We start from the raw sequence: 17,023 nt of genomic DNA, 5'->3' as shown, positions 1-17,023 counted from the left end.
GCGCAGCGCGGCGCCCCGGTCCCTGTTATTCGCCGACCAGCGCGTTGACCTCGGCCAGATCGGTGATGTCCTTCTCGATCTGGCTGGCAGAGGCCTCGGCGTCCTTCCAGTAGAGCAGCACACCGGTTTCCTTCATCAGGTTCTGCGCGGCTTCGGTCTCCAGCGCAGCCTGGGCAGCGGCGGCGATTTTCTCGCGCGCGTCCGCCGGGGTGTCCTTGTGCACGAACAGTCCGTTCCACAGCGACAGCTCCAGGCCCGGAACAACCTCGGCCATGGTCGGGACATCCGGGGTGAGCGCAGTGCGCTCGGAACCGATGCTGGCCAGGATCTTGATGCTGTCCATACAGGGCAGCAGGGTCTGCAGGGTGCCGTTCACCACATCCACGTCGCCCGAGGCCAGCACGTTGCAGTCCAACAGGTCGTAGGCCGCTTCGCTGGTGAAATCGAAGCCGGATTTGATGGCCGCGGCAAAGGTTACCTTGGTCGGTGCCAGGAAGGAGCCGTAGTGGCCCAGCGAGACGTCATTCTCCGCGCCGTAGGCCGACAGCTCTTCCCAGGTGTCATAGGGTTTGTCCGCCAGGGTCGCGACCACAAACGGATAGGTCAGGAAGATGCCGACCGGATCAAAGGGGTTCGGGCTCAGCTCCGGAATGCCGATCTCAGGGCCGACCACGGGCACCCCGATCACGAAGGAGCCGACCGTATAGCCGTCCGCCGGTGCGTTGGCCACTTCGACAGCGCCGGGGAACGGGCCGCCGCCGCCGCCAGGTTTGTTCACCACCGCCGCAGGAACGCCGTACATTTCCTGGAACTTGTCGGCGATCATCCGGGTCAGCACGTCCTCAAGGTCGCCCGGCGGCCAGGGCACCACGAAGGAAACCGGTTTTTCCGGATACTCCGCCATAGCGGCGGTAGCGCTGAGTAAGGCCGCAGCGGCTGCTAGTTTGAGTTTCATTAGGTCCTCCCTTTTGATGTTTATTTTGTTCGGCCGGTTATGCCTTGCCCGGCGGGACAGTCCCTTCCGCCACCCAGCGGTCGAGGATCTCCAGCGCTGTATGCGCGAAGGCGGTGTCGTTGATGTGGGCATCCAATCCGGTTGCCTGAACAGAGGGCGCCACAGTGGCGCTCAGCTCGCTGATGAAGGCTGCCAGCCCTTCAGGGTCGTGGCAGTCGCCGCCGGGGCGGTCCCATTCCTCGATCCCGCCCTTGGGGATGATCAGATGCGTGGGGGATTTGCTTTCGCCCAGCCGGCGGTTCAGTTCGCGGGCGATCTCGCGGCGCTCTTCGGCATTGTAAAACGTGTTCTTGACCAGCTTGTTATGGGTGTGGATCGGGCGGCCCTCGAACTGGGCCGGGATTTCCTGCCAGCCGGCAAAGTCGATCAGATCCATGCAGCCCGGCGCAACGATCTGCGGGATGCCTGCACGGCCTGCCGACAGGTGCCGGTCACGGCCGGCGTTGACCACCGAACCGGCCATCAGGTTGCCCAGCTCGCAGCCCGCAAAATCCATCACGCAGACAAAGCCGTTCTGCGCCGCAATCTGCTCGAACGCCATGCCGCCCATGCCCATGGCGTGGAACACCGCCACCTCGTAGCCGCGCTGCTCCAGCTCCGGTTTCAGGATCTTGATGTACTTCAGGCAGGAGGTGCCAAGCGAAGTGACGCCGATCACCGGCCGCCCGCTGACCGCAGGTTCGGCAGCCCGCGCAGCACCCAGCACGGCCCCCGCCGCCTGGGCAAGGGAGGACCGGCAAATGCTGTTCAGCCCGTAGAGACCGCCCGCCCAGAGGATCATCTGGATATCCGGCGACAGCCGTTCCGCCGGGATCAGCGCCGAGAAGGAGACGGTGGAAACCACATATTTCGGCACCCCGACCGGCAGCGCCTGGCAGACATCCAGCGCCAGGTCGGTGCCCATGGTGCCGCCCAGGATGATTACCCCGTCGATGCCGCCGTCACCGTGCAGCTCCCGGGCCAGCGCGCAGGCGCCCGCCGACATGATGTTCATCGCCACATGCTCGCTGCCGCTATCGATCGCTGCCTGGATAGAGCTGCCGTCGGCCCTGGCCACATCATGTTTGGAGAAGTCGGTGGGCTGCTCCGGGTCGCCCAGCACGCTGACATCCAGGGTCAGAACCCCGCCGCCTAGGTCGCGGATCTTCTGTGCCAGAAATTCCAGCTCGGCGTTCTTGGTATCATAAGTGCCGATGACCAGAATGGTCTTGTTGGTCATGTCGTCTTCCCTCCCAGTCGCGGCTCAGCCCCGCATAATCTCGCCCCCAGGGTCATAGAAAGGCGCCAATTGCACCTTCAGCGGGTATATCCTGCCAGCGATCTGCACCTCGAATCCACCCTCGTCGATCCAGGACCTGCTGACGCCTCCCTCACGGTGGAGGCTTGCCAGCCCAACCATTGCCTGCAGACGGAACCCCCAGTCGCCCGAGGTAACATGGCCCACGATCCCGCCATCCTTCCACACAGGTTCATTGTGGATCAGATAGGGCCCGTCCTTGGCGCCGACACCTTCGGCGATGCAGGAGACGGTCCGGTAAGGCGTTGCCGGGCCGGCTGCCTTCTGCGCGGCGAGACTGGCTTTGCCGAGGAAATCGTCGTCCTTGCCAAGCGCCACTGCAAAACCGAGCCCGGTTTCATAGGGGGTGTCGTCCTCGCCGATGTCGTGCCCGAAGTGGCGGAAGCCCTTTTCCAGCCGGCAGGCGTTCATCGCAAACATGCCCATGTGCCGCAGGCCCAGCGGTTCACCCGCCTCCATCAGCGCCTCATACACGCCGGCCACAAATTCGGTCGGCATCATCAGCTCATAGCCCAGCTCGCCCAGGAAAGACCGGCGGATGGCCCAGCCGCGGGCATAGCCCATGTCGATCTCCTGCGCCGCGCCAAAGGGGAACGCCGCGTTCGACAGGTCGTCGCCAGAAATCGCGGACAGGATTTCACGCGACTTCGGCCCGTGGATGGAGATCAGACCATAAGCAGAGGTGGCATCGAAGATCTCAAACCGCCACTCCGGGTCGGCGTGGTCGCGGATCCAGGCCTGATCGCGGATCTGGCTGGGGTGGCCGGTGATCACCATGAAGCTCTCCGGCGCAGTGCGGGTGATGGTGACATCGGCCTCAATACCGCCGCGGCTGTTCAGGAACTGGGTATAGACAGAGGTGCCGGTATCCACGTCCATCTCGGCGCCGCAGACCCGGTTCAGAGCGCGCACCGCATCGGGCCCTTGGACCTGGATCTTGGCGTACATCGACTGGTCGATCAGCACTGCCGCGTCCCGCGCCGCCAGGCATTCCGCCTCGACATGCGGCGACCAGTCCTTCCACCACAGGTTCGGCTCTTCGTTCCAGCCCTTCTGGTCCGGATCGTAATACATTGGCATTTCCCAGCCGATCCGTTCAGCAAACGTGGCGCCGGCGGCCTGCAGGCGGTCATGCAGCGGCACCCGGCGCACGCCGCGGGCGCTGTAGACCTGGCGCCCCGCCCAGGAGACACCGTAGTGAAAGCCCACCGATTCCGCGCTGCGGTCGTGGTTGTATTTCGTGTTGCGCTGGAACGGATGCGCCCGCCGCGCCAGCATCGGCCCCATGCCGCGGGACGGCTCGCCGCCGGTCATCCATTCCGCCATCGTCAGCCCGACGCCGCCGGAATTGAGGATACCGTTGGAGTTCATCCCGGCGGCCACATACAGCCCCTTGATCTCGCTGGCCGGCCCCAGGTAGGGGCGGCCGTCGGGGGTGAAGCTTTCGGGACCATTAAAGAAGGTCTGGATACCCATCCCGCCCAGCGCCGGCATCCGCTCAAACATCTTCTCCAGGTTCGGCTCCACATGATCCATGTCGAAAGGCAGCTCGTCGAATTCGAAATCCTCGGGGATGCCGTCAGCGCCATAGGGCTTGCCGTGTTTCTCGAAGGAACCGATCAGAAGCTTGCCGGTGTCCTCCTTCCAATAAGTCCGCTCCTCGGCGATATTCAGGATCGGCTGATCCTTCGGCAGCCCGTCGACCGGCTCGGTCACGATGTAGAAATGCTCGGTTGCGTGCAGCGGCACGGTGACGCCATGCGCCTTGGCAAACAGGTGGCTCCACATGCCGCCGGCCAAAAGCACCTTGTCCGTGGCGATCACGCCCTGATCGGTTTCAACGCCTGCGACCTTGCCGTTTCGGACAACCAGCTGGTTGACCTTAGTGTCCTCGAACAGCCGGGCGCCCAGGCCCTTGGCGCCCTTGACCATGGCAACGGTCACGTCCAGCGGGTTCACCTGGCCGTTGGACGGCACAAAGAACGCGGATTTCACGTCTCCGGTTTCGATCCAGGGCCATTTCTCCTGCAGCTCTCCGCGGGACAGCAGGAAGCTTTCGATCCCCATGCGAACGGCGTGGTCGTGGCTGCGCAGCAGCTGCTCGTGCCGGACGTCACCGATGGCCAGGTTGATGGTGCCGTTGGGCTTATAGCCGGTGGCCTGGCCGGTTTCCTCCTCCAGCTCGCGGAACAGCCGGGCTGTGTATTTGCCCAGCTCGGTCTGCGCGGTGCTGTCGCGCAGCTGGCCGACAATCCCTGCCGCGTGCCAGGTGGTGCCGCTGGCGACCTTGCGCCGTTCGATCAGAACAGCCGGCACACCCCGTTTCGCCAGGTGGTACAGCGTCGAAACGCCGATGATACCGCCGCCGATGATCACCACAGGGGCGTGGTCCGGGAGTTTGTGAGCCATCAAATCTCTCTTTCAGCCCGCCGGTGCAGGCGATCCGCAGGTTTCAGACCGGAAGCAGGAAAGCACTGCGGGGGGCAGGTTTCAGCCGCTCAGCTGCAGATCTTGTGACAGAGAGAATCGGTTTCCCAAAATTTTCCGCACCAATGGTGCGTTTATTGCACCACTCTAAACAACTTGACCGGAAGGTGCACCCGTCAATGCGGTCTCCAGTTTCCCGATGGCCGTTCTCAGCAGCCCTGCCAGTTCCTCCTGCCGGTCTTCGTCCAGGTTCAGGGCGGGAACCGCGATGGCAACGGTGCCGGCCGGGTCCTTGCCGCCGGTGAAAAACGGCATCGCAACGCTGGCGACCCCGATCTCGACCGTGTTGCGGGCACAGGCATAGCCGCGGCTGCGGGTTTCACGGATGACATCCCTCAGTTCCTCTTCATCGGTCACCGTGAACCGCGTCAGCTTCTCCCGTTTCAGTTTCAGCAGCCGTTCGCGGGTTTCCGGAGAACAGAACGACAGGAACGCCAGCCCGGAGGAGGAAGAATGGTACGGATAGGTTTCCGCAGGCCTCAGGTTGATCACGTTGCCACGCGCAGGCAGGGTGAAGGAGGCCGTCGCCAGGCCGGTTTCACCGGGGATGCCGACATGCACGGTTTCGTTTGCCTGCGCCGACAGCCACTGCGTCACCACCTGGGTGGCCTTGACCATCGGCACCGTCGCCTCGCGCAGCCGCGCCAGCGCCAGGAACTCGTGCCCCAGCCGGTATTTCCGGGTCTCCGGGTTCTGTTCAATGAACCCGTGCTTGCTCAGAGCCAGCAGCAGCCTGCGCGTCACCGCCTTGTCCTGCCCGGTGGCGCGGGCCAAATCGTTCAAGCCGATTTCCAGGCTCTCCAGTGAAAACTGGCGCAGCAGCAGCATCGCCTTGTCTACGGTTTTCATGGCCCGGCTCCTCTGCCTGATTGCGGCGCCGGCGGATTGGCCAGTGCCCGGTGACTTTCCCGGGCGTACCATATTCTCCCCAAAACCGCCCGGCATTTTGCACCCCAAGTGCATTTATCGCACCACCTCCGGGCTAGAGATGGCGGCCTGCCTGTACGGGCCGTTCAGAAGTATCCGGGGAAGAAAGCGCGGGCGGTGGTCCGGCAGATTTCAACCGCATTTTCTCTGCTGAATTCGCCGGGGTGGGCGTGAAAGTCAGTCCACAGCCCTTCCAGAAGCGACATGATGGCCATAGCGACCTTTTCGGGATCGCCTTGGGTGCCGCAGGCGTCGCACAGCACCTGACAGCAACGGCGCACATGGTCGTGCAGTTCGGTTCCGCGGGTTTCGATGTAGCCTGTTCCTAGTGCCTGCAAATCGGGTTCGGCGCGGAAGGCGAAGGTCAGCCGGGCGCTGCGCTCATTCAGGACTGCTTCGGAAAAATCCGTCGCAAACAGCGCCTGCAGGCGGGCCGCCGCGTCTTCGGGCGTACTGACCGCTTGCGGTGCCTGGCTGGTAAAGCTCTGCCAGGCGTCGTTGTATTCCTGCGTCATATGGATGGCGAGCTCGCGAATCAGATTGTCCTTGGACTGGAAATGCAGGTTGATCATGCCGCGTGACAGCCCGGATTCCTCCTGAATCCGGCTGATCGTGGTGCCGCTGACGCCATGCTTCAGGATCACGCTGGCGGTCGCCTCCAGCAGCACCTCCCGGTGCAGGCCCTTGTCGACCTTCCGCTTTTTCTTTGTTTCTTCAGCACTTGCCATCTGCCCGCCCCTCTTTTGTTTGCCACAGGCCCGCCGCCTTTCCGGCACCATGCCCGGGATTGCACCAAATTTCCATCGACAATGAACGATCATTCACTTATGCCTTTAATGTATGAACGTTCATTCACGAGAGCAACAATCCCGGACAGAGGGCGAGATGACCAAACTTGGAAACGATTTCGAAAACTTCAAAACCTGGGACAAGGAGAACTACTTCCATCCGTGGGAAGGGCTGGAAGTCCAGGGCGCCGGAAAAGCCGACAGGACGTTCAGCGAGTATGCCGAAGGCATCTATGTCTACGATGAGCACGGCAACAAGGTGATCGACGGGCCGGGCGGCATGTGGTGCATGCAGCTGGGCTATGGCAACACGGAAATCGCTGATGCGATGGCGGCGCAGGCCCGCAAGATGGCCTATTGCTCCCCCTTCTCCGAGGCCACGTCGGTGAGCGCCGAGTTTGCCCACGCCATTGCCGAACGGGCGCCGGGCGATCTGAACCGGGTCTATTTCACCACCGGCGGCTCCACCGCGGTGGATACCGCCATCCGCTTTGTCCACTTCCGCAACAACCTGCTGGGCAAGCCGTCCAAGAAGCGGATCATCACCCGGGCGCATGCCTATCACGGCGGCACCTATTTGACCGCCTCGCTCAGCGGCAAGCCAAGCGAGCGCCAGTGGTTCGACACCGACCAGTCCATCCCGCATTTCCTGCCAGATGTGAACGCCTTCCGCCGCCCCCAGGGCATGAGCATCGAAGCCTTCCTGGATGAAAAGGTGGCGGATCTGGAAAACGCCATTCTGGACCTCGGCGCGGACAATGTCGCTGCCTTCATCGCAGAGCCGGTGCTGGGCTCCGGCGGTGTTATCGTGCCGCCCGCTGGCTATCACAAGCGCTGCCTGGAGGTCTGCCGCAAGCATGACGTGCTCTACATCTCGGATGAGGTCGTTACCGGCTTCGGCCGCCTCGGCCACTGGTTCGCCTCCGAGGAGCTGTTCGGCATTACCCCCGACATCATCACCTGCGCCAAGGGTCTGACTTCGGGCTATGCGCCGATGGGGGCCGCGATCTTCTCCGATCGGCTGTTCGAGGACATCGAGGGCGATGTCTCCAAGGACGTCTATTTCACCAGCGGCTACACCTATTCCGGCCACCCGGTCTGCGCCGCCGCGGGCCTCAAGAACATCGAGATCTTCGAGCGCGACGGCATCCTGGAACACGTCCGCAAGGTGACCCCGCATTTCCAGAAACGCCTGCAGCAGTTGCTGGACCTGCCGCTGATCGTGGATGTGCGCGGCATGGGACTGGTGGGCTGCATCGAATGCACCCTGACCCGCGACGGCAAACCCAGCCCCGAAATCGACGCCACCATCGGTTCAGTGATTGATGCCCGCTGCCAGGAACTGGGCCTGATGGTCCGCCCCTATGGCAACATGGCGATCTTCTCGCCGCCGCTGGTGATCACCGAGGCGCAGATCGACAACATGTTCGACATGCTGACCGAAGGCGTCCAGCGCGCCACCCGGGAGTTGCTGGAACAGGGACTCGAACTGGAACAGGAGCGGGCCTGAGGCCCGCATCCCAAAAGAGAAGCAATCAGAAACCCAACACGGGAGGGAACCATGAAATCCAAGCTGACAACCAGCCTGCTGGCCGGAACAGCCGCCATCTGGGGCGCCGCCGCGGCGGCAGAGGGCGAACTGGTGATCTACAACTGGAGCGACTATCTGGACCCCGCGATCATCGAGGCGTTTGAAGCGGAAACCGGCATCGACGTCACCTATGACACCTACGATTCCAACGCGATGCTCGAAACCAAGGTGCTGGCGGGCAGCTCGGGCTACGACATCATCGTTCCCTCCTCCACCGGCACCGCGCGGCTGATTTCGGCCGGCGTGCTGCAGAAAATCGACAAATCCAAGATCCCAAACCTGCAGCACGTCTGGCCCAAGATCGCCGGGCTGATCGAAACCTTCGATCCCGGCAACGAATACCTGGTGCCTTACAACTGGTGGACCTTCGGCATCGCCTATAACACCGGCAAGCTGGCAGAGCGGCTGGGTGCGAACCACCCCAAATCCTGGGACCTGCTGTTTGATCCGGAGATCTCCGGCAAGCTGGCCGATTGCAGCGTGATGATCGTGGACTCCCCGATCGACGTGATCGGTGCCGCGCTGATCGATATGGGGCAGGACCCGAATACCAGCGACAAGGATCAGATCACCGCCGCCGGGGCGCATATCGGCGCGATCCGGGACAACATCGCCCAGATTTCCACCGATGGCATTATTGCCGCCCTGTCCGACGGCGATGCCTGCCTCGGCCTGACCTGGAGCGGCGATGCCTACTGGGCCGCGGATGGCGCCAAGGAGGCCGGCAACGGGGTCTCGCTGGAATACATCATCCCGGAGGAAGGCACGCTGCTCGACTTTGATGGTCTCGCCATCCTGGCAGGCGCCAAAAACGTCGACGAAGCCCATGCCTTCCTGAACTACCTGCTGCAGCCCTCGGTGTCGGCGCAGAACGCCAACTTCATCCGCTACGGCAGCGCCAACCTGAGCGCCCAGGCAGAAATCGACCCGGAGCTGACCAGCAATCCCGCCGTTTATCCGACTGAGGCGACGATGGAGATGCTGACCACCCCGGTGCTGCAGGACCGCAAGACCGAGCGCCTGTACACCCGCACCTGGTCAAAGGTCCGCACCGGCCAATGAGCTTTGGCGCGGCTTTCTGGCCGCGCCAATCCAGCCCTGCCGCGGCGCCCGCTCACACCGCGGCAGGAACTTGCAACGGGGGAACCTGCACCAATGAACTTCCATCATCCGGCCAGTGCCGCCGCCCGGGCCGAACCCGCCAGTCCGCAAGCGGAAGCCCGTCCGCCCTTGATCCGCTTCGAGAATGTGACCAAGACCTTTGGCAGCTTCACAGCAATCTCGGATCTGAACCTGGACATCCAGGAGCGCGAGTTTTTCTCGCTCCTCGGCCCCTCCGGCTGCGGCAAGACCACGATGATGCGGCTGCTGGCCGGGTTTGAGGAGGTGACCTCAGGCCGCATCCTGCTGGACGGCCAGGACCTGACCGGAATCCCGGCAAACCGGCGGCCGATCAACATGATGTTCCAGTCCTACGCGCTGTTTCCGCATATGTCGGTGGCGAAAAACATCGGCTTCGGGCTCAAACAGGATCGCTGGAAGAAACGCGACATCCAGGACCGGGTCGACGAGATGCTGGCCCTGGTGCAGCTCGACGATTTTGCGGACCGCAAGCCGCACCAGTTGTCCGGCGGCCAGATGCAGCGGGTGGCGCTGGCGCGCTCGCTGGCCAAGAAACCCAAGGTGCTGCTGCTGGACGAGCCGCTGGGCGCGCTTGACAAGAAGCTGCGCGAGGAAACCCAGTTCCAGCTGATGGACGTGCAGGACCGGCTAGGCCTCACCTTCATTATTGTCACCCACGACCAGGACGAGGCGATGACCGTCTCCTCCCGCATCGCAGTGATGAAGGCGGGCAAGCTGCTGCAAACCGACACGCCTGCGCGAATTTACGAGCATCCGGCGTCCAGCTATATCGCTGATTTCATTGGCAATGTGAACCTGATCAATGTTGAACTCGCGGGCATGGAGGGCGATCTGGCGCTGGCCCGCTGGGATGGCGGAACCCGGCTGGCGATCCGCCCGCAGCCCGAGGATGTGATGACCCCCGGCGCCCGCAAGACACTGGTGCTGCGTCCCGAGAAGATCCACGTCACCAAGGACCGGCCCGCAGACGCCCACAACGTGAACATGGTGGAGGGCACGGTGGAGGAGATCTCCTACACCGGCAGCGCTTCCACCTTCCTGGTGCGGCTCGACGGCGGCATGCTGATCCGCGCGCAGGAGGCCAACCGCCTCCTGACCTCGCGCCGCGAAATCGACTGGAACGACCGGGTCTGGCTCAGCTGGCGCGCAGGCGCCTGCGTGCTGGTGGACGAGTGAGGTTCGGACCATGCGCACATCCCGCAAATTTCTGATCCTGACGCCTTACCTGTGGCTGGGGTTGTTCTTCCTGGTGCCCTTCCTGATCGTCATCAAGATCGCATTGTCGGACTCGGTCACCGCCAGCCCGCCCTACGCCCCCACCTTCAGCCTCGATGAGGGGCTTGCAGGCCTGCGTGCCTCCTTCGCGCAGCTCGATTTCGAGAATTTCCTCTGGCTGGCCGAGGACGGTATCTACCTCAAGGCCTACCTCAACAGCGTCAAGGTCGCCGCCATCGCAACCCTGCTCACCCTAATGATCGGCTACCCGGTGGCCTATGCCATGGCCAAGGCGCCGCGGGACTGGCGCAAGACGCTGCTGCTGCTGGTGATCCTGCCGTTTTGGACCAGCTTCCTGATCCGCATCTACGCCTGGATCGGCATCCTCAAGAACGAGGGCTTCCTGAACCTCGCGCTGATGAAGCTCGGCATCATCGACCAGCCGCTGGCAATCATGCACACCGAACTCGCGGTCTATGTCGGCATCGTCTATTCCTACCTGCCGTTCATGATCCTGCCGCTGTATGCTTCGCTGGAACGGATCGACGGCCGGCTGCTGGAAGCCGCCGAGGACCTCGGCTGCGGCGCCCTTGCCGCCTTCCGCCAGATCACCCTGCCGCTGTCACTGCCGGGGGTGGTTGCGGGCTGCTTCCTGGTGTTCATCCCGGCGATCGGCGAATTTGTGATCCCCGACCTCCTGGGCGGCTCCGGCACGCTGATGATCGGCAAGACCCTGTGGCTCGAGTTCTTCTCCAACCGCGACTGGGGCGTGGCGGCGGCGGTGGCCATCGTGCTGCTGACCATCCTGATCGTGCCCATCGTGCTGTTCCAGCGCCACCAGCAGAAACATCAGGAGGAACTGGGATGATCCGCCGCTTCAATATGTTCAACCTGACCTCGCTGACCTTCGGCCTGGCCTTCCTCTACCTGCCGCTCTTGCTGGTGGTGATCTACTCCTTCAACGACTCCCGCCTGGTTACCGTCTGGGGCGGTTTCAGCACCAAATGGTACGGCATAGTGCTGAACAACGACGCCTATCTGGAGGCCGCTTGGATCACCCTGCGCATCGCCTTTGTCTCGGCCACGCTGGCCACGGTTCTGGGCACGCTCAGCGCGGTTGTCATGGTCCGCGCGGGATCCTTTCCGGGCCGCACGCTGTTCTCCGGCATGATCTTTGCGCCCCTGGTGATGCCGGAGGTGGTGACCGGCCTGTCGCTCCTCTTGCTGTTCGTCGCCATCGGCCTCGACCGCGGCTTCTGGACCATCACCATTGCGCATGCGACCTTCTCCATGTGCTATGCCTCGGTGGTGGTTTCTTCCCGCCTGGCCAGCTTCGACCGGTCGCTGGAGGATGCGGCGCTGGACCTCGGCTGCACCCCGCTCTCGGCCTTCCGCCAGGTGACCCTGCCGGTGATCGCGCCCGCGGTGATTTCGGCCTGGCTCCTCTCGTTCACCCTGTCGCTCGACGACCTGGTGATCGCCACCTTCACCTCCGGCCCCGGCTCCACCACCCTGCCGATGAAGCTCTATTCCTCAGTCCGGCTGGGCGTCTCGCCCGAAATCAACGCGCTGTCCACCATGCTGATCGGCATCGTCACCGCCGGCGTCATCGCCGCCTCGCTGGTCAACCGGCGGCAGGAGCGGCGACAGCAGCAGGACCACCGCGCGGCGACGGCCGCCGCATGACCCGCCCCCTCACACCAGATTGGATAGGCCAATGCATTACAACATGTCCCAGTTCTACATCGGCGGCAGCTGGACTGCCCCCCGCGGCAGCAGCTCCGTTGATGTGATCAACCCGGCCACCGAACAGTCCCTCGGCCAACTTGCGCTCGGCAGCGAAGGTGACGTCAACGCTGCCGTGGCCGCAGCCAAGGCCGCGCTGCCCGGGTTTGCCGCCACCAGCCGCGAGGACCGCATTGCGCTCCTTGAAAGGGTGCTGGAGGTCTACAGCGCCCGCGCGGATGATTTCGCAAAGGCCATCTCGCTGGAGATGGGCGCCCCGATCACCATGTCGCGCGAGATGCAAGCGCAGGTCGGCATCGACCACCTGGAGGCCATCATTGCCGATCTGAAGGCGCTCGATTTCGAGGAAAACCTGCCCAACGGCGACACGCTGGTGCGGATGCCGGCTGGCGTCTGCGGGCTGATCACGCCCTGGAACTGGCCGATCAACCAGATCGTGCTGAAGGTCGGGCCTGCCCTGGCTGCCGGCTGCACCATGGTGCTGAAACCGTCGGAGCTGACGCCGCTGTCTGCGATCCTCTATGCCGAGGTGCTGCACGAGGCCGGCGTGCCCGCGGGCGTCTTCAACCTGGTCCACGGCGAAGGCCCGGTGGTTGGCGCCGCGCTGTCGCGCCACCCGGATGTCGCCCTGATGTCCTTCACCGGCTCCACCCGCGGCGGTGTCGCGGTGACCCGCGATGCGGCAGAAACCGTCAAGAAGGTTGCGTTGGAGCTTGGCGGCAAATCCCCGAATCTGGTCTTTGCCGACTGCGATCTGGAGACCGCAATCGCCGAAGGGGTAGAGGCCTGTTTCATCAACACCGGCCAAAGCTGCGACGCCGCCACCCGGATGCTGGTGGAGCGCAGCGTCTATGGCCGCGCGGTTGAGCTGGCGCAGGCCAAGGCGGCTGCGATGTCCGTGGGCAACCCGGCGGAGCCGGGCGATCATATGGGGCCGCTGTCCAGCGCGCAGCAGTATGCCCGCGTGCAGGAGATGATCCAGGCCGGCATTGCCGAAGGCGCGCGGCTTGTGGCAGGCGGTCCGGGCAAGCCGGACGGCTTCGAGACCGGCTACTACGCCCGCCCCACCATTTTCACCGACGTGAACAACGCAATGCGCATCGCTCAGGAGGAGATCTTCGGCCCGGTGCTGGTGATGATCCCCTTCAGCAGCGAGGAAGAGGCCATCACCATCGCCAACGACACGCCCTACGGCCTGTCGGCCTATGTCCAGACCGGCGACAGCGCCCGCGCAGGCCGCGTTGCCCGCGCCCTGCGATCCGGCATGGTCAATGTGAACGGTGCGTTCCTGGGCGCAGGCTCCCCTTTCGGCGGGGTCAAGATGTCGGGGATCGGCCGCGAGGGCGGCCGGGAAGGCATCCTCGAATTCCTCGAAACCAAGGTGATCGCTGCCCCCTGACGGAGGGCCGCAAGAACGGACCAGCGCCATGAAGAACCTCCGCCGCATCTACGACACCCACGCCTACGGCACCGAAGTCCCGGTCGGCAGCTACTGGGACGCCACGCTGCCCGCCGCCCCTGCCTATCCCGCGCTGGACGGCGACCGGCGCGCGGGTGTCGCGATAATTGGCGCCGGCTACACTGGCCTCAGCGCGGCACTGCATCTGGCCCGCGACCATGGCGAGGCGCCGCTGGTGATCGACGCAGCCCAGCCCGGCTGGGGAGCCTCGGGGCGCAATGCCGGCTTCTGCGGCTTCGGCGGTGCCAAGCTGGGCGACAGCGCCATCATCCGCCGCTTCGGCGAGGACGATCTGCGCGCCTTCTACAGCGCCCAGAAGGAGGCGGTTGCGCTGGTCCGCGATCTCACCTCACCCGGCGGCATCGCGGCCGATGTGCAGGAGGACGGCGAATACTGCCTGGCCCACAGCCCCCGCGCGGCCCGCGCCCTGCCGGAAATGGCCGCGGGCCTCAGCCGCTATGCCGGGGTGGACTGCCCGGTTCTGTCAGTCGCGGAAATGCGGCAGGAGGGCCTGCACGGCGGCGGTTTCCACGGCGGGCTTCTGCTGCCCCTGGGCTTCGGCCTGCACCCGGGCAAATACGCGGCCGGCTTGGCCCGTCTGGCACAGCAGGCCGGCACCGTGATCCACGGCAGCACCCCGGCGCTCTCAGTGCAGGAAGAGCCCGGTGGCACCTACATCATCGAAACGCCTTCGGGGCGGATTCAGGCCGACCGGCTGATTGTCGCCAGCAACGGCTACAGCAGTGACAACCTGCCGGACTGGCTGCGCGGGCGCTACCTGCCGGTGGTGTCGCATATCATGGTGACCCGCCCTCTGACTGAAGCAGAGAAACAGGCGCAGGGCTGGACCACCCGGCGCATCGCCTATGACACCCGGAACCTGCTGCACTATTTCCGCCTGCTGCCGGACAACCGGGTGCTGTTCGGGATGCGCGGCACCAGCAACATCACCCCCGGCTCCACGCAGCAGATGCGACGCCGGATCCGCCGCGGTTTTGAGGCGATGTTCCCGGCCCTGGCCAATGCGGAAACCGCGTATCACTGGAGCGGCCTGGTCTGCCTGACCCGCGGCCTGACACCTTATGCCGGGCAGATCGGAGACTGGCAGCGCGCCTGGACCGGATTCGGTTATCACGGCGGCGGCGTGGCTATGGCGACCTATACCGGGCGACTGCTTGCGGGAGTCGCGGCCGGCAAGCCCTGCAGTTCCCCCATGCCTCAGCTTATGCAGGACATACCTGCGACCTTCCCGGTCCCAAGGTTCCGCCGTCTTTTCCTGCCCCTGGCGTACACCTGCTACGGTGTCATGGATCTGCATTAGGAATTTCCAGTTGCCCTCGAACTGTCAAGCCGGTCGATAACTGGCTTCAGGAGGCGCGAGCGGGGATGTCGAAGACACGAAGAAGGAAAGGTTCTGCCGCAAATGGCAAAACTGTGTGTCGCGCGGAATTTGGTGTCAAACGTCAGGTAAAACTGACTCGATGCAGACTATTTTCCGGGGAAAATCGCCCGCACCCGTCAGGCATTTCCACCCCAAACGCCAAGCAATTCTGACCCAAACCGGGCCTTCAGAACTAAATGCGTAACTGGCAAGATGGCGGACCAAGCCGTCATTCGCCGCAGATGCAGCGAGGCCATTCCCGCGCGTCTGCTTTGCGCGGTAAACGCTATTTGTAAAGTTGCAGAAAAGGCCGAGGCAAGTGCTTCTGAGAGCACTAAATACACTCACGCGCTCACACCTCTAAATGTTTCGACACGGGCTGTCGTATCCGCAGTTAACCGATTTCACGCAACCTCAGCCAAAGCCAGGCTCATGATGAGCGGGATACAACGTCCAAGCCTGCAGGTCGCAAGCAAGACCGAATTAGTCAACCACTTCCAGCGGCCCGTGGTCATCGCAGTGACCATCATGCGGATGATGCAACCGGCCATCGACCAGGTAACAAACGTGACCGCCATGAGGGACAGCCTCATGCCCGCACCCGGGGCCATGCACATGGCCTTCTTCGTGGCCAAGGTGATCAGCGGCAATCGGCGCGCAGGCGTCGGGGTTTGCGTCAGAGACTTCAATCTCGTGTTCGTCCATATGATCTTCATGCGGGTGATGGAGGTGGCCGTCGTGGATGTAGTCGATGTGGTCGCCGTGACGAACGGCCGTATGGCCGCATCCGGGCCCATGTTCATGGGTGTGGTTCTTGTGCTTCGGATTATTGCATGTGGACATTAAGTGTCTCCTGATTGGTCTGGATTCAGGCGGCCTTCCGGCTGTGTGGTCGCGGGGATCGTGCGAGGCGGACGCTGTTTTTCTCAGCGAAGGCAGGGTGAATGTGGATTGCCGCACGGCGCAGCTTTGCCAAAGCTAGATTGGCAAACCGCAAAATCAAACCTGCCCGACAGGAGCGGCGCCGTGCCAGAACGCACCGCGGCGGCTGCAAGCGTTCCATCGGGTGGCGCATCATGGCAGCGCATGAGAATTGCCCATGAAGGGCTTGCGAAGGAGCGGATGGCTTGCGGCAGCAAAGCTGCGTTGCTGTGAACCGCTTGCATGTAAATGAAGCAGACCCGAGGCTTTCGGCGAGCAAATCAGGCCTTAGGTCCGGATTGCCGATAGATCCGCGGCCCGGATTGCGTGAACCGGCAGATGAATGGTGAAACCCCGTCGGACCAAATCCGGGCCCAGGATGGTGATTTGAGTGGCTGGTCCCGGGCAACCGGGATCGTCGCAGTCCATTTCGACAACGGTAATCAGGGCAAGCTGCCCGGCACCGGCCATTTCACGCACCATGCGCTTTACGCGCTGGATATGCCACAGTGCGGCTGCTTTCCCTTTGATTTGGGCAGCAAAGCTCACAGCTGAGTCGGGTTCGGTACATCGCCATAGGTGGCGACTGGATCAAAGCTCTTGTGATCTTCCATGAAAACCAGCGGGGCGCCTGCTTCGCTTCCAGTTGGAACTGAACGGTAAAAGCAGGAGCGGTAGCCCACATGGCAGGAGGCACCTGAGCCTGCGACCGCCACACGCAGCCAGATGGCGTCCTGGTCGTCATCAATGCGCGCTTCGACAACTTGCTGGACCAGGCCGGATGTTGCCCCCTTGTGCCAGAGCGTCTGACGCGCCCGGCTGAAGTAATGCGCCTCGCCAGTTGCGAGCGTCAGCCGCAGGGCCTCTGCAGTCATCCAGCCCAGCATCAGAACCTCGCCGCTGTCTGCGTCCGTGGTGATGCAGGGCATGAGCCCGTCGGGGCCGAACTTGGGTGCCAGTACATTGCCCTCTTCGACTTCCTCGACCGATTGGCGGGGGGCGAAACGAATATTGTCCACTTGGGTACCTTGCTATTAGATATGTTATACCATA

General features: G+C 63.4%; 15 protein-coding genes. 9 read left to right on the top strand and 6 right to left on the bottom strand.

Annotation, left to right across the window (positions count from 1 at the left end):
• Positions 1-25: 25 nt before the first annotated feature.
• The 5 genes from AB1A62_RS14505 to AB1A62_RS14485 form a co-directional block, all read right to left on the bottom strand.
• The gene (locus tag AB1A62_RS14505; protein WP_174145780.1) at positions 26-955 is read right to left on the bottom strand and encodes a tripartite tricarboxylate transporter substrate-binding protein; all 930 of its coding nucleotides are present in this window, start codon (positions 953-955) and stop codon (positions 26-28) included.
• A gap of 37 nt (positions 956-992) precedes the next feature.
• On the bottom strand, positions 993-2,234 hold the full coding sequence (locus tag AB1A62_RS14500; RefSeq protein WP_366662165.1) for a Tm-1-like ATP-binding domain-containing protein: 1,242 nt from the start codon (positions 2,232-2,234) through the stop codon (positions 993-995).
• Between the two features lie 24 nt (positions 2,235-2,258).
• A complete protein-coding gene (locus tag AB1A62_RS14495; RefSeq protein ID WP_366662164.1) occupies positions 2,259-4,721 on the bottom strand; it encodes an FAD-dependent oxidoreductase in 2,463 nt (820 codons plus the stop codon).
• 165 nt (positions 4,722-4,886) lie between these two features.
• A complete protein-coding gene (locus AB1A62_RS14490) occupies positions 4,887-5,648 on the bottom strand; it encodes an IclR family transcriptional regulator (RefSeq protein WP_366662163.1) in 762 nt (253 codons plus the stop codon).
• Positions 5,649-5,812: 164 nt separating this feature from the next.
• Positions 5,813-6,454, bottom strand: coding sequence for a TetR/AcrR family transcriptional regulator (locus tag AB1A62_RS14485; RefSeq protein ID WP_366662162.1), 642 nt, complete (start codon positions 6,452-6,454; stop codon positions 5,813-5,815).
• Positions 6,455-6,611: 157 nt separating this feature from the next.
• Between AB1A62_RS14485 and AB1A62_RS14480 the strand changes: the two genes are divergently transcribed.
• The 9 genes from AB1A62_RS14480 to AB1A62_RS14440 all read left to right on the top strand — a co-directional run bounded on the left by AB1A62_RS14480 (position 6,612) and on the right by AB1A62_RS14440 (position 16,525).
• Positions 6,612-8,024, top strand: coding sequence for an aminotransferase (locus AB1A62_RS14480; protein WP_366662161.1), 1,413 nt, complete (start codon positions 6,612-6,614; stop codon positions 8,022-8,024).
• 51 nt (positions 8,025-8,075) lie between these two features.
• Positions 8,076-9,167 (top strand): extracellular solute-binding protein, encoded by a 1,092-nt coding sequence (locus tag AB1A62_RS14475; protein ID WP_366662160.1) that lies wholly within the window; start codon positions 8,076-8,078, stop codon positions 9,165-9,167.
• Positions 9,168-9,260: 93 nt separating this feature from the next.
• Positions 9,261-10,424 (top strand): ABC transporter ATP-binding protein, encoded by a 1,164-nt coding sequence (locus AB1A62_RS14470; protein ID WP_366662159.1) that lies wholly within the window; start codon positions 9,261-9,263, stop codon positions 10,422-10,424.
• Between the two features lie 10 nt (positions 10,425-10,434).
• Positions 10,435-11,331, top strand: coding sequence for an ABC transporter permease subunit (locus AB1A62_RS14465; protein ID WP_366662158.1), 897 nt, complete (start codon positions 10,435-10,437; stop codon positions 11,329-11,331).
• Positions 11,331-12,149, top strand: a complete 819-nt coding sequence (locus tag AB1A62_RS14460; protein WP_366662244.1) for an ABC transporter permease subunit — start codon at positions 11,331-11,333, stop codon at positions 12,147-12,149. The genes AB1A62_RS14465 and AB1A62_RS14460 overlap by 1 nt, the downstream gene beginning before the upstream one ends.
• A gap of 31 nt (positions 12,150-12,180) precedes the next feature.
• Complete coding sequence (locus tag AB1A62_RS14455; protein ID WP_366662157.1) at positions 12,181-13,608, top strand: aldehyde dehydrogenase family protein; 1,428 nt, start codon at positions 12,181-12,183, stop codon at positions 13,606-13,608.
• Between the two features lie 28 nt (positions 13,609-13,636).
• Complete coding sequence (locus AB1A62_RS14450; protein WP_366662156.1) at positions 13,637-14,989, top strand: FAD-binding oxidoreductase; 1,353 nt, start codon at positions 13,637-13,639, stop codon at positions 14,987-14,989.
• A 273-nt stretch (positions 14,990-15,262) separates the two neighbouring features.
• On the top strand, positions 15,263-15,895 hold the full coding sequence (locus AB1A62_RS14445) for a hypothetical protein (protein ID WP_366662155.1): 633 nt from the start codon (positions 15,263-15,265) through the stop codon (positions 15,893-15,895).
• Between the two features lie 402 nt (positions 15,896-16,297).
• Complete coding sequence (locus AB1A62_RS14440) at positions 16,298-16,525, top strand: hypothetical protein (RefSeq protein WP_366662154.1); 228 nt, start codon at positions 16,298-16,300, stop codon at positions 16,523-16,525.
• Here AB1A62_RS14440 and hisI read toward each other — a convergent pair.
• Positions 16,516-16,989 (bottom strand): phosphoribosyl-AMP cyclohydrolase, encoded by a 474-nt coding sequence (hisI, locus tag AB1A62_RS14435; protein WP_366662153.1) that lies wholly within the window; start codon positions 16,987-16,989, stop codon positions 16,516-16,518. The genes AB1A62_RS14440 and hisI overlap by 10 nt on opposite strands.
• Positions 16,990-17,023 lie beyond the last annotated feature (34 nt).

This window comes from Leisingera sp. JC11 (genome assembly GCF_040704725.1).
In the GTDB taxonomy this organism is placed as follows: domain Bacteria; phylum Pseudomonadota; class Alphaproteobacteria; order Rhodobacterales; family Rhodobacteraceae; genus Leisingera.
The sequence above is the reverse complement of the archived record's forward strand: the minus strand, read 5'-3'. Positions and strand labels throughout refer to the sequence as shown.

Coding starts and splice junctions, on each gene's coding strand:
- AB1A62_RS14505 (WP_174145780.1), bottom strand. CDS start 955: ATGAAACTCAAACTAGCAGCCGCTGCGGCCTTACTCAGCGCTACCGCC.
- AB1A62_RS14500 (WP_366662165.1), bottom strand. CDS start 2,234: ATGACCAACAAGACCATTCTGGTCATCGGCACTTATGATACCAAGAAC.
- AB1A62_RS14495 (WP_366662164.1), bottom strand. CDS start 4,721: ATGGCTCACAAACTCCCGGACCACGCCCCTGTGGTGATCATCGGCGGC.
- AB1A62_RS14490 (WP_366662163.1), bottom strand. CDS start 5,648: ATGAAAACCGTAGACAAGGCGATGCTGCTGCTGCGCCAGTTTTCACTG.
- AB1A62_RS14485 (WP_366662162.1), bottom strand. CDS start 6,454: ATGGCAAGTGCTGAAGAAACAAAGAAAAAGCGGAAGGTCGACAAGGGC.
- AB1A62_RS14480 (WP_366662161.1), top strand. CDS start 6,612: ATGACCAAACTTGGAAACGATTTCGAAAACTTCAAAACCTGGGACAAG.
- AB1A62_RS14475 (WP_366662160.1), top strand. CDS start 8,076: ATGAAATCCAAGCTGACAACCAGCCTGCTGGCCGGAACAGCCGCCATC.
- AB1A62_RS14470 (WP_366662159.1), top strand. CDS start 9,261: ATGAACTTCCATCATCCGGCCAGTGCCGCCGCCCGGGCCGAACCCGCC.
- AB1A62_RS14465 (WP_366662158.1), top strand. CDS start 10,435: ATGCGCACATCCCGCAAATTTCTGATCCTGACGCCTTACCTGTGGCTG.
- AB1A62_RS14455 (WP_366662157.1), top strand. CDS start 12,181: ATGCATTACAACATGTCCCAGTTCTACATCGGCGGCAGCTGGACTGCC.
- AB1A62_RS14450 (WP_366662156.1), top strand. CDS start 13,637: ATGAAGAACCTCCGCCGCATCTACGACACCCACGCCTACGGCACCGAA.
- AB1A62_RS14445 (WP_366662155.1), top strand. CDS start 15,263: ATGGCGGACCAAGCCGTCATTCGCCGCAGATGCAGCGAGGCCATTCCC.